This window comes from Citrobacter sp. Res13-Sevr-PEB04-36, assembly GCF_015672735.1.
Lineage (GTDB): Bacteria > Pseudomonadota > Gammaproteobacteria > Enterobacterales > Enterobacteriaceae > Citrobacter.
Genome location: NZ_JADABY010000076.1, coordinates 53,980 through 66,513, shown reverse-complemented (window position 1 = coordinate 66,513; position 12,534 = coordinate 53,980). Strand labels below are relative to the sequence as shown.

The following is a 12,534-nucleotide window of genomic DNA, read 5'->3' as shown; positions in this document are numbered from 1 at the left end:
AGCAATATCGGTTGCACCATCGACCAATCTGGCAACTAAGAAAAGCAAGCCGACAGCTGCCGCTTTGATGCCATAGCTATCAGTGTAATAAAGCATTAAATATATAGCGATAAATGCGTACATGACGTTCGCACCATAGCTTCCCATGCCATAGGATATCGCAGTAGTCCACGATACTTTATCTCGTGGATATTGTTTTTTTTCTACAACTGCTTCTGTGCCTGAACTGGTTAACTCCATTTGAGTTCCCCTGAATTGAATAAATGATCGGATTTAACGACAATGAACATCAACTTTCGGGTGGTAGCGTAGAGCAACAAGTGCAGTCGGACTTTGCGCCGAGATTTATATTTCAGTAAACAAAGATTACTAAACGTCTTTTACGTTACTATTCTGACGTCCTAATAATCAAGCTTGTGCCAGCGCCGCCTCAACAAACAAGTAGCCGATACCGGTGATTTGTTGCTGGCGCGTCAGGTTGCCAAAACCGATTTGTGTTTGTCGGGTACGCACGGCGTCACCGTGATCAAAAGGGGTAAAACCAATTTGTTGATAGATGGTTTGTAGCCACTTATCGCCAAATTCACAGCTGCGGCCGTAGAGCCAAATTTGGTTGATATTTAGGATATTCAGTAGGTTATATAGTGTTAACCCGATGGCATTAGCCGCTTGTTTCACCCACTGCACTACCTGTTCATCACCGCTGTGCTAGGCGTCAATCAGTTGGTGGTCAGAGATGTTTTCAGGATCTAAACCTGGCGGCGTGGGTCGTGATTTCAACCAGATCCGCGCCTGTTTTTTTAGCGCCGACAGTGAGGCTACGGTTTCCAAACACCCGTAGCGGCCACAGTCGCAGGCGATACCATCACGGTCAAAAACGGTGTGACCAATCTGCCCACTGCCGTTGAGCATGCCACGGTAGATCTGTCCGTTGATGACGAAAGATGAGCCGATACCGTAGTCGACATTAACGATGCAGAAATCCTCACGATTGCTGCTGTTTTGCCACTTCTCCGCCAGCACCAACATAATGCAGTCGTTGTCCACCCGCACCGACACGCGCAGGCGTTCTTCCAGAAGATATTTAATTTCTACCGGCTTTTTCCACGGTGCCTGTGGCATGGTCTGCGATACACCTGTATCCGGGTCGACTTGTCCGTGTACCCCCAGCGCAAGATTGATCCGTCTGCCGGGGTTATTTTTTTGTTGTTGCCGCCATAGCCTTTCAATGGCTGAAAGTAATGCTTCTGGCGTAGGGGCGTTGACCTGACAGTGGAGAAAATCACCGATTGGCGTCATCTGCGCATCAATCAGCTGGCTTTCAATGCTGGTGGGGGTAACGTTCATGCACAGAATCAGCGGCCCGTCGTTGGGGATCTGATAATGTCCGCTGTTCATTCCCCGCGAGCTGAGATTTTCGCTGGAGTGGCTAAGTTTCTCCTCGTCAACCAGTTCATCGAGGATTTTGCTCACCGCCGGAATAGATAATCCGGTATGCGTCGCAAGCTGGGATTTACTCAAACGCTTGTAGCGCCAGATAAGCGCCATGATGGCCCGGCGGTTATGGCGCCTTACCGTTTGATTGTTCAGTCCCGCTATTTGCATATTACTAAACCTTGTTAATAGTAATGCGTGAGCATCGCGTAATTTACCGGAAAATAAGTTCTCTACACTGCCATCCTATCGTATTTCACTGTGTTTTGTTTACTGGAGAATGGTTATGTACGGAGTGGTTAAGGTCTGGCAGGAGACCCTTACGTTGCCGACATGGACAACGGGCAACGAAGACTCAAACCCGATGTTTCTCGAAAAACGTGTTTATCAAGGATCGTCCGGGGCGGTGTATCCCTATGGCGTTATTGATACGCTGACCGGCGAGCGGGAGATGCGTGAATACCAGGGCATCTGGATGGAGAATGATTTTATTCGCATTCTGCTGCTGCCTGAACTGGGAGGACGCATCCATCGAGCCTATGACAAGGTAAAACAGCGGGATTTTGTCTACTACAACGAGGTGGTGAAACCCGCACTGGTCGGGCTGCTAGGGCCGTGGATCTCAGGTGGCATTGAGTTTAACTGGCCGCAGCATCACCGCCCAACGACCTTTATGCCCGTCGACTTTACTCTGCAAGCGGGTGAACACGGTGAACAAACGGTATGGATGGGGGAAGTGGAGCCGATGCGCGGCCTGCAATTGATGGCGGGTTTCACGCTTTACCCGGACAGGGCACTGGTAGAGATAACGGGCAAAGTGTTCAACGGCAATGCCACGCCGCGCCATTTCCTGTGGTGGGCAAACCCGGCGGTGAAGGGCGGGGATGATCATCAAAGTGTTTTCCCTCCTGATGTGACGGCGGTGTTTGACCATGGCAAGCGTGATGTGTCGGCGTTTCCGATTGCCACAGGTACCTACTACAAAGTGGACTACTCGGCAGGCGTGGATATCTCCCGTTATAAAAATGTGCCGGTGCCGACCTCCTACATGGCCGAAAAGTCAGATTATGATTTTGTTGGTGCCTGGCATCACGGTGAGCGCGGCGGTTTATTACACGTCGCGGATCACCATATTTCTCCGGGTAAAAAGCAGTGGACATGGGGACATGGCGAATTTGGTCAGGCCTGGGATCGCCAGTTAACCGACGAAAATGGTCCTTATATTGAACTGATGACTGGAGTCTTTACGGATAACCAGCCGGATTTCACCTGGCTTGCACCGTATGAAGAGAAAATCTTCGTGCAGAATTTCCTGCCTTATAGCGAGCTGTCATCGGTGCAGAATGCCAATGCTCAGTTGGTGATGCGCCTTGAGCGGCAGGCTTCGATGTTGGTGGTGGGCTTGTATGCGGTTGCACCGCTCCATGATGTGCGGGTGGAAATTCGTGATGCCCGGCAAACGCTGTGGAACACCCACGTTACCCTGGAGCCAGGGCAAAGTTGGCAGGAGACGTTGAACGAATGCTGGCCTCAGCGCCTGACGATGACAATATTTGATAGCGACAACCGTCAGATACTGCATTACGAAGAGCACATTCCTGAAGAAACGCCGCTACCCAGCGCCGCCATTGCCCCCAAATTGCCGCAGGCACTGACGAACGGTGAAGAACTTTATTTCATTGGTCAGCATATTGAGCAGTACAACCAGGCCAGCCGTTATGCTGAAGATTATTACCGCCGGGCGATTGAGTTGGATCCCGAGGATTATCGCAATAATGTGGCGTTGGGCAATCTGGCGCTGAACCGCGCCGACTGGGCACTGGCCCAGCATTGTGCTGAAGCGGCGCTCGGCAGAGCCCATCGGCTGAATAAAAACCCGCGTGATGGTGAGGCCAGTATGCTGCTGGGCGCGGCGCTGGAACGGCAGGGAGAAGAGAGCAAAGCGTGGGATAGCTACTACAAGGCGAGCTGGAGCGGAAACTGCCGTGACGCTGCCTTTTACTCGCTGGCGCGGCTGGCGATGAAGCACGGCGATGACGGCGATGCGCTGGAAAAAGTGGACATTAGCCTGCAATTTAACAGCGGCAATAACCTGGCGATGGGGCTAAAAGCCCTGGTGCTGGCGACGACCCGTGGTGAACGGGCTGCACAGGAATACATCGACCAGTCACTCAAGACGCATCCGTTGAGCTACGCGCTGCACTACGCGCGTTGGGCCATCGGACGGGAGGCGTCTGCACGTGATGCCTTGATTGGCGTCACCGGCCAGCGTGGCATCAACGCCAGCACATTAGCGGGCTGGCTGGTCTCACTCGGTAAAAAACAGGATGCCCGTGAGTTGCTGGCACTGCTTGATAGCCAGGAGGCGATGCCGATGCTGTGGCTGGCCTCACTTAGCAACAATTCGCAGCCGTATCTGCAAAGTGCGCAGCGCTGCTTTGCCAACCGGGTGCGTTTCCCTAACACTCTCGACGAAGTGGTGATGTTGCAATCTCTGCGACAGGATGCTTTTGCTTGTTATTTGCTTGGCTGCTTCTGGTACAGCAAGCGTCGCTACGATGAGGCCATTGCCTGCTGGCAGCAGACGCTGGTACTTCAGCCTGATTTTGCGCCAGTACACCGCCTGCTAGGGATCTATGCCTGGAATAAACAGCATAATGCCCAGTTGGCGAGCCAGTATTTACAACACGCGGTGGCGCTGGAGCCCGATAATGCGCGTTTCCTGTTTGAGCTGGATTACCTGCAAAAACAGCAGGGGCTGAGTATCGAAACGCGGCTGGCGCTGCTAATGCCTCGTCGCTGCGTGGCGTTAAAACGTGATGATCTCACCGCTGAGTTGCTTAGCCTGTGGAACGGCGTGGGGGAGTATCAACAGGCTGCACAGGTGTTGCGCGACCGCGAATTTCATCCCTGGGAAGGGGGCGAAGGGAGGGTTACCGGGCAGTATCTGCTCAACCAGGCTCATCGCGCGTTGGAGGCAATTCGCCAGGGGGAAACGGGGCACGCGGTTGAGTTGCTCCAGCAGGCGCTACGTTACCCGCTAAACCTGAGTGAAGGGCGGTTACCAGGGCAAACCGATAACGATATCTGGTATCTGTTGGCTTATTGTCATCAGCAACTGGGCGAAAGCGAACTCGCGGGTCAGGCGTTGGCACGTGCGATGCAGGGGGACTCCGGTCTCAGCGCGGGACGTTACTACAACGATCAGCCCGCTGATTATCTGTTCTGGCAAGGAATAGCGATGAGGATGAGCGGTGAGCATCTGCAGGCAGATGCCCATTTTCAGGGCTTCCTTGATTGGGTTGAAGGTCATCGGGATAGCGTCCCGGAAACAGATTTTTTTGCTGTATCGTTGCCGGACCTTGTCGCGTTGGATACGAGTCCTGTGTTGCGACACCAGCAACATTGCCTGTTTATTGAGGCGTTAGGCTACCTTGGACTGGGCAAGCGAAATGCTTGCCAGAATGCCTTGACGTTGCTGCTGACGTTGAACCCGTCCCATGACAAAGCGCTGCTGATAAGCCATGCGTTGGTAAGCGGTCTCTTTGACTAACCAGGCTGCCGGGCGGGAAACCGTCCGGCACTCTCGAGGCGTAGCAATGACACGAATACGATTACAGAATGCGGCGCTGGAGGCTGAAATTGATGCGCAAGGCGCAAAGGTGGCGCGGCTTATCTTTCGCTCTCATCAGTCGCCGGTACTGCATGAAAACCCGGCGGGCGCGATGTTCCCCATGTTACCGCTGGCTAACCGGGTGGCAGGTAATCGCTTTGTGCTGCGGGGGGAAGAGGTTGTTTTGCCACAGCATGAGGCGGACGATACGTTCTTCCTGCACGGTGACGGCTGGCTGCGGCGCTGGGCGGTGGTTAATGCGACTCAAAGCGGCTGTTTGCTGCGCTTACACAGCTGGCATCCGTGCGGTTACGACTATACGGCGCAACTGTGCTATCAACTGGAAGCGTCCAGCCTGCATGCCTCGCTGACCCTCACCCACAACGGTGAACGACCGATGCTGTACGGCTGCGGTTTCCATCCGTTTTTTGCCTTTGATGCGCGCAGTACGGCGCAGTTTTCGGCCAGCGGCTACTGGCCGGAGGGGGAGCAACACTTACCGCTACCCTGGCAGAACGATATCCCACCAGCGGCTGATTTCACTCGCGCGCAGTATGGCGAGGACGCCTGGTTGAACGTGGGGTATTCCGGCTGGGGCGGGCAGGCGGTCATTCAACGTGATGTGATGAAGCTCACGATTTTAGCGCAAACTCCGTGGCTTATGCTGTTCAGAGTGTCGGGTGAGGAGTTCCTTTGCCTCGAACCGCAGACGCATCCGGTGAATGCCCACCACATGCCGGGCCAGCCGGGGTTACGCCTTTTAGCACAGGGCGAACAGTGCCATTTTGCGCTGCAAATTCGCGTAGAATAGGGCAATTATCATGTTATCTGCCTGTTAATACTCACTTGCGCCAGCCGGGGTTTATCGCCAGACTATCGCCTCCAAACGGGAGGGAATCATGGTTTTGCACTCCACGCGCTGGCTGGCGCTCGGTTATTTTACCTACTTTTTTAGCTACGGTATTTTTTTACCTTTCTGGAGCGTCTGGCTCGAAGGGTTGGGGCTGACGCCTGAAACCATCGGCCTGCTGTTGGGTGCGGGGCTGATTGCGCGTTTTCTCGGCAGTTTGTTGATTGCGCCGCGCGTGAGCGATCCCTCTCGTCTGATTTCTGCTTTACGCATTTTAGCGCTGCTGACGCTGGTATTTGCGCTGGCCTTCTGGGCGGGGACGCACGTGGCGTGGCTGATGGTGGTGATGGTCGGGTTTAACCTGTTCTTCTCGCCGCTGGTGCCGCTGACGGATGCGCTGGCGAATACCTGGCAAAAGCAAATCACCATGGACTATGGCCGGGTGCGGTTGTGGGGTTCAGTGGCCTTTGTGATTGGCTCGGCGCTGACCGGTAAGCTGGTGACCCTGTATGACTATCGGGTAATCCTGGTGCTGCTGTCACTGGCGGTGGCGTCAATGCTGCTGGGCATGATGATCCGCCCGAGCGTGCAACCTGCGGGAGAGGCTCGCCAGCAGGAGAGTACCGGATGGCCGGCCTGGCGTCAGCTGGTTATGCAGAGCTGGCGCTTTCTTGCCTGCGTGAGCCTGCTGCAAGGGGCGCACGCCGCCTATTACGGTTTCAGCGCTATTTACTGGCAGTCTGCCGGGTATTCGGCGTCGGCGGTAGGCTATTTGTGGTCACTGGGCGTGGTCGCAGAAGTGATTATCTTCGCACTCAGCCACAAGCTGTTCCGCCGCTTTAGCGCCCGAGATCTGCTGCTGCTCTCCGCCGTGTGTGGCGTGGTGCGCTGGGGTTTGATGGGCTGGAGCACCGAACTGCCGTGGCTTATCGTGGTGCAGATCCTGCATTGCGGTACGTTTACCGTGTGTCACCTGGCGGCCATGCGCTATATTGCCGCACGCCAGAGCAGCGAAGTGATTCGTTTGCAGGCGGTCTATTCCGCCATTGCGATGGGTGGCAGTATTGCCATCATGACCGTGTTCGCTGGTTACCTGTACCAGAATATGGGCAGCGGCGTATTCTGGGTTATGGCGCTGGTGGCGCTGCCCGCCATCGTCTTGCGGCCTAAAGTGACGGCGCAATCACCGGCATTATGATTCGAGGATTTTGCGGATCTGCTGCTGCTGATGCGCAGTCAGCGACAGATCCGCGTGAATCAACGGCGGTGAAAACAGCGGCAGCGGCGTGGTGTAGGGCGTAATAATCAGCGCCACGCCACGCGGCGAGCCCTGTTTCTGAAAGTCCTGCATCGGCATATGTTTTACGTTCAGCGGCAGCAGGGTTAGCTCACGTAGTTGCTGCTCAATATGTGCCTCCAGACGTTCATTATTACCCGTCAGCAGGATGATTTGCTTCTCGTGCAGATCTTTTTCCTGCATCAGCCATGCGCCAAAAATGACGGCGACCAGCCCGGTTTCTTCTTCTGAAAAATGCACATCGTATTCCGCCTCAAATCCCTTGAGCGCCTCGCGCGTGGTGCGTACCAGCCGGGGATAGAGCCGACTGAACTCTTCCGGCAGGGTGTTATCAATGCCAATCGCGAACACACAGCGGTTCAAGGCCTGGGCAAGATGGACATACAACTGGTCGTTCAGTCCTTGTTCGTCGCTGAAGCGAACGTTGCCGCTCTCGCGAAAACGCAGCACTAGCCGGGCAATGCCCAGACGCAGGCGGCGGTCCTGCTGATGGTTATCGCGAATGGGGTCGGGAATGCGGATCATCGAGAACAGCAGCGCCATAAACAACGACTCGCCCGGCGGCGCACTCTGCATTACGTGACGTTGCCAGTGACGGCCAATTTCCTCGGCAAGCGAGTACTCGGCGCAGGATTGCGCCCAGCGTTGCTGTAGCGAGTTAAACTCCGGGTGGAGCCCGGCGTGATGTTGCAGCAGGCAGTACTGTAAAAACAAACGCAGGAACTGGATATCCCGGCATTCAAACGGTTTTTGCAGTCGCCGGGAACAGAGGTTGATGAGCGCATGCAGATTGGTGTCGTCATACAGCGTGCGGGCGATACCGCGTTGTTTGAGCTGCATTTTTAACGCAGGCGTGAACTGCTCAGCGATAAAGCCCGGGCAGAGGCGCAGGCCGCGTCGAAGCCAGTGCAGAAAGCACAACCGCTGATTGAGCGCCGTGCCTTCGATCTGGTAGCCGCCATTCTGCGTGGCAATGATAGTAAGCCGATGATAGCGCTGGATTTCGATTCCCGCGCCGATGATATCCTCGCGGACCACATCGTCTTCGACGCCGTTGAGGGTACAGAATGTCTGGGTGGTCGCGATTTGCCCTGGCTGAAAAAGCGTCAGCAGCACATGGCAGCGGCGCTGGGGAGCAGAAAGTACAGATGGCGGGGCAAGCGTTGACATCATCTGTAGGGTCTCCCGAAAGTATATTTGGTAAGAATAGCTAAAGTTTGCTCATAGAAATAAAGAATGGAATCCTTTCCGCAAGGAATGCGGGAGGCCGTCACAGAATTTTTAACGTGAGGAACAGTGAGCGGGAGTTAAACGCAGCGCGTTAACACGCTTTTTCACTGTTTTATCTTTTGTTTAGATATAAAAAAAACCGGCAGATAATGAATATGCTTTCTCAGAGAAAGGGTTCCGTTCACCTCATGTTCATCGCTTCTATTTACACTGAACGCCAGTGAACGTGTTAAGGGTGCTATCGCCGCACCCTTAACAATCCCGGCTCCCGGCACGGAAAATTGTTGCTTCGCAATCCCCTCCGCTTATTCCTCCAGGCTACCGGGTCGGGCGCGATGCAACGTCCCTGTAAAGCGCGCCCTGAGCCAGCATCCATGCTGGCTCTCCCGGCCTTACGGAAACTCGTCGGCAATTTTCAGCCGGACCAGCCAAGCCTGACCACCTGTATCTTTATTTGAATATCTCTGAACAGCAAAACAGATTTAACTGAAAACCAGAGAGTTGAAGCGATGTCTCCGGTCCGGCTGAAAATCGATGAGGCGTTGACGGCTGACCGGGTCTGCCCGCAGGGATGCAGGCCGTACCCGACCCGACAGGCAGACGGAATAAGGTGAATGACAAAATTGCCGGGAGCAATTTTGAACAGCGCTTGCGCTGGCCCCGTAAGGGGGGAGTCCCTGGGATGGGACGAATAATCGCGTAGCGACGATTTTCCGTGCCGGGAGCCTGGGATGCAAGGGAGGTGGCGAGCCTCCCTTGCACGTTCACGGGTATAGCGATATCAGAGAAGCGACGCACATAAAGTGAACGGAAAATTAATCAGAGTAAAACGTTCTCCCTACATGTTTAACTTACCGCCATTACACCTGCGGATAGGGGGTATTAAAAAGAGCGCTGTCTGGCATTACTGCCCACGGCTCAGCGTTAATCCCACATCGCCGCCAGGATGCACGGCTAACAGCGTCTCCTTTGAGTAACCACTTTCGCTCATCAGACAGGCGCAGGCGGCATCAAATATCGCCAGCACCAGAATAATGGAGGTGGTCGCCAGCATGTCCAGCGGATCGGCCTCGCGCTGAACGCCGGTGGAAATCACCAGCCGGGAGGCGCTGGCGATGGCGGAGTTTGGGTTTTCCGTCACGCTAATTATCGGTACGTTCCGCGCAGCCAGTCCCGGCAGCAACCGGGTAAGCTCATCTGAATTCCCTCCGCGCGACAGCATAATAACCCGATCGTCTGCGCGTAAAAAACCCAGGTCGCCATGGGCGGCATCGGTGGCATTGAGGTAAATCGCCGGGCGTTCGACGCAGGCCAGCATATGCGCCACTTTACGCGCGGCAATGCCGGACGTACCGACGCCGGTGACGACGATTTTTCCTGTGCAGTCGCGCAGTTCCGTCATTAAAGACTGCCAGGTCTGCTCTGTCAGATGCTGGCCCAATCCCGCCAGAGCCTCACTGTAGAGCTGCCACACGCCGGTCGCCTGGGACCATGAATCACTCATGCGTCCTCCTGCATCAACTGGCGGTATTTCATATGGTCCTGGTACATCTCGTGGAAAACCCGGTATTTTCGATCGTAGTACTGCTTAATACGGTTGGTTTGCGGGGTGACCGTTTTACCAATGCGGCTCATCGCTGACATTGCTTCCGGGAAGGTGTCGAACACGCCTGCGGCGAGGGTTCCCATCATGGCGCTGCCCAGCAGCATTGCTTCACTTTCTTCAGGCAGCAGCATCGCGCAGCCGGTGGCGTTAGCATGTTCCTGCACGAAAATCGGGTTTTTCGTGCCGCCGCCGCTGGCCATAATAGTATCGATGGTATAACCGCTTTGGTTCATCGTTTCGATAATATGCCGCGTCCCCAGCGCAATGGCCTGAATGGTCGCCAGATACTGCAGTGCCATATCTTCCGGCGTTCGAGACAGCTTCAGCCCGGTAATCGCGCCGGTGAGCGTTGGGTTGGCGCGCGGGGAACGGTTACCGTGGAAATAGGGCAGAATATGCATATCGCGGGTCAGAAATGCGATATCTTCCGGTTCGCCGGCCATTTTACGCAGCAGCGCATTCAGCACTTCGTAAATGGTCTGCCCCTGTGATTTTGCCTGTGCCAACAGCGTGTCATAGCACGGGTGTGACTGAATAACGTGGTCGATTAACGCGCCGGTGGCCGACTGTCCGCCTTCGTTGAGCCAGTATTGCGGCAGAACGGCAGAGTAGTACGGACCCCAGACGCCACCAATAAAGCGCGGCTCTTTCGATATTGCCATATGACCGGTGGATGTGCCGCCAATCAGCGCGACGCGGCGATCGAAATCAGCCACTTCGCCGGTAACACCGCAGGCGCCGAGGGTGCCCAGCGTTCCGGCGTGGGCATCGATAATCGACACGCTTACCGCGGTTCCTGGGATTAGACCCATTTCGCTGGCTGCCCGCGCAGAAAGGCCGTGACCGAGCGGTTCTCCCATGGTTTTCACGTAGCGGCCAATTTTGGCGGCATCGTGCTCCAGCAAGTCTTCCAGCCCAATCTGGCGGAAATAGCTGGCATCCCATTTGTCCTCATGACCCATATAGGTCCATTTACACACCGTCGAGCACAGCGAGCGCGTGTCATCGCCGGTCGCGCGCCAGGTGAGGAAATCTGGCAGGTCAAAATAGTAGCCCGCATTGGCCCAGGTGTTGGGCATATGCTGCTTCAGCCACAGCAGTTTTGGCGTTTGCATTTCCGGCGAGATAATCCCGCCGACGTAGTCCAGCACTCGATGATGCAGGGCGTTAATGCGCTCGGCTTGAGTAATGGCGCGGTGATCCATCCACACAATAATGTTTTGCTCGCTGCGCCCGGACGGGCTGATGGTCAGCGGTTTGCCTTCTTTATCCAGCACCACCAGCGAGCAGGTGGCGTCGAAGCCCAGACCTTTCACCTGAATCGGGTTGATATCTGACTGGTTAATCGCATCACGAACTGCGTTACACACTGCCTGCCAGATGTTATCTGAGGATTGCTCAACGAAATCGGCCTGCGGACGGTAAATCTCAATCGCCCGACTGGCCTGACCGACCATTCTGCCGTTGAGATCAAACACGCCTGCACGGGCGCTACCGGTTCCGACATCTACACCAATAAAGTAACTTGCCATAATTTTTTCTCCTGGAATCAGGCTTTACGATTCTGTAATGCGATAAAGAGGATCAGCACCGCGCCCCACAGCGCCATCGTCAGATAGCTACTGACCCCCAGCAAGTTAAGGCCGCTTTCCAGCATTTGCAGCACAATGAGTGCCAGCACCAGGCCGATAATACGGCCGAAGCCGCCATCCGGGTTGATGCCACCCAGCACCGAGGCGAGGATGGTGACCAGCAGATAGGATTCGCCGTATCCGGCTTTTGCCGAGTTAAATTTCGCCATCATCAGGATGGCGGCCACCCAGCCGAGCAGGGCAGAAATGACGTACACGGAGATCTGTACCCGTACCGTATTCACGCCGCTGTAGCGGGTTGCCTGTTCGTTGGACCCAACGAGATACAGGCTGCGTCCAAGCGTGGTGTGTTCCAGCAGTACCCATAGCAGGATAGCCACGAAGAAAAAGAGCAGCAGCGCCACCGGGATACCGGCAATCGTGCCGTTACCCAGGTATTGAATAGCGGTCGGGAAGCCGGAAATGACCGTGCCGTTGGAGAGCAGAATATTCAGCCCGGAGATAAGCGTCATGGTGCCGAGCGTGGCGAGGATCGGCGACACGCCGACCCAGGCGATCAGCACGCCGTTCAGTGTACCAATGGCTACCGCCACGGCAGCTCCCGCCAGCAGGGCGATGACCAGGAACAGAGGGTTATCCGGATGGGTGACGATGATTGCCGCCATTACCAGCGAGCAGGCATTAGCCCCGGCAATAATGGACAGGTTAATGCCGCCGGTCAGCATGGTCATGCCCATTCCCAGCGCCAGCATGCCGAGGATCGGTAGTTGTGAACTGATGGACTGAAAGTTAGCTACGCTGAAAAAACGGCTGCCAAGCAGGGCTGAGAAGACCAGCGCGACGACCACAATAATGATGCATTGCAGACGAATAATGGCATCACCGGGTAAAAATCTGGCGATTGTTTTCATC

At 55.2% G+C, this 12,534-nt stretch carries 8 protein-coding genes and 1 pseudogene; 3 read left to right on the top strand and 6 right to left on the bottom strand.

Translation table 11 applies throughout. The annotated features are described in order from the left end of the window. Positions 1-240, bottom strand: a 240-nt coding sequence (locus IMQ48_RS21625; protein ID WP_196210603.1) for an MFS transporter, incomplete at its 3' end; no start/stop codon positions are given. Between the two features lie 168 nt (positions 241-408). Further along, a pseudogene (locus IMQ48_RS21620) lies at positions 409-1,605 on the bottom strand (ROK family protein). Between the two features lie 115 nt (positions 1,606-1,720). Here IMQ48_RS21620 and IMQ48_RS21615 point away from each other — a divergent pair. From IMQ48_RS21615 to IMQ48_RS21605, 3 genes are all read left to right on the top strand, one after another. Then, a complete protein-coding gene (locus tag IMQ48_RS21615; RefSeq protein WP_196210602.1) occupies positions 1,721-4,987 on the top strand; it encodes a DUF5107 domain-containing protein in 3,267 nt (1,088 codons plus the stop codon). Positions 4,988-5,033: 46 nt separating this feature from the next. Continuing rightward, positions 5,034-5,858, top strand: coding sequence for an aldose 1-epimerase (locus tag IMQ48_RS21610; RefSeq protein WP_196210601.1), 825 nt, complete (start codon positions 5,034-5,036; stop codon positions 5,856-5,858). A gap of 88 nt (positions 5,859-5,946) precedes the next feature. Next, positions 5,947-7,095 carry a 3-phenylpropionate MFS transporter gene (locus IMQ48_RS21605; RefSeq protein ID WP_196210600.1) on the top strand — a complete coding sequence of 383 codons (1,149 nt, stop codon included), beginning with the start codon at positions 5,947-5,949 and terminating at the stop codon, positions 7,093-7,095. On the opposite strand, the gene csiE is transcribed toward IMQ48_RS21605, so the two are convergent. From csiE to IMQ48_RS21585, 4 genes are all read right to left on the bottom strand, one after another. Continuing rightward, a complete protein-coding gene (gene csiE / locus IMQ48_RS21600) occupies positions 7,090-8,367 on the bottom strand; it encodes a stationary phase inducible protein CsiE (protein WP_196210599.1) in 1,278 nt (425 codons plus the stop codon). The genes IMQ48_RS21605 and csiE overlap by 6 nt on opposite strands. A gap of 961 nt (positions 8,368-9,328) precedes the next feature. Beyond that, entirely contained in the window at positions 9,329-9,928 is a 600-nt protein-coding gene (locus IMQ48_RS21595) for an SIS domain-containing protein (RefSeq protein ID WP_115257774.1), read from the bottom strand. Next, positions 9,925-11,562 carry an FGGY-family carbohydrate kinase gene (locus IMQ48_RS21590; RefSeq protein WP_196210598.1) on the bottom strand — a complete coding sequence of 546 codons (1,638 nt, stop codon included), beginning with the start codon at positions 11,560-11,562 and terminating at the stop codon, positions 9,925-9,927. The genes IMQ48_RS21595 and IMQ48_RS21590 overlap by 4 nt, the downstream gene beginning before the upstream one ends. Before the next feature lie 17 nt (positions 11,563-11,579). Further along, positions 11,580-12,533, bottom strand: a complete 954-nt coding sequence (locus tag IMQ48_RS21585) for an ABC transporter permease (RefSeq protein WP_196210597.1) — start codon at positions 12,531-12,533, stop codon at positions 11,580-11,582. Position 12,534: the final 1 nt, after the last annotated feature.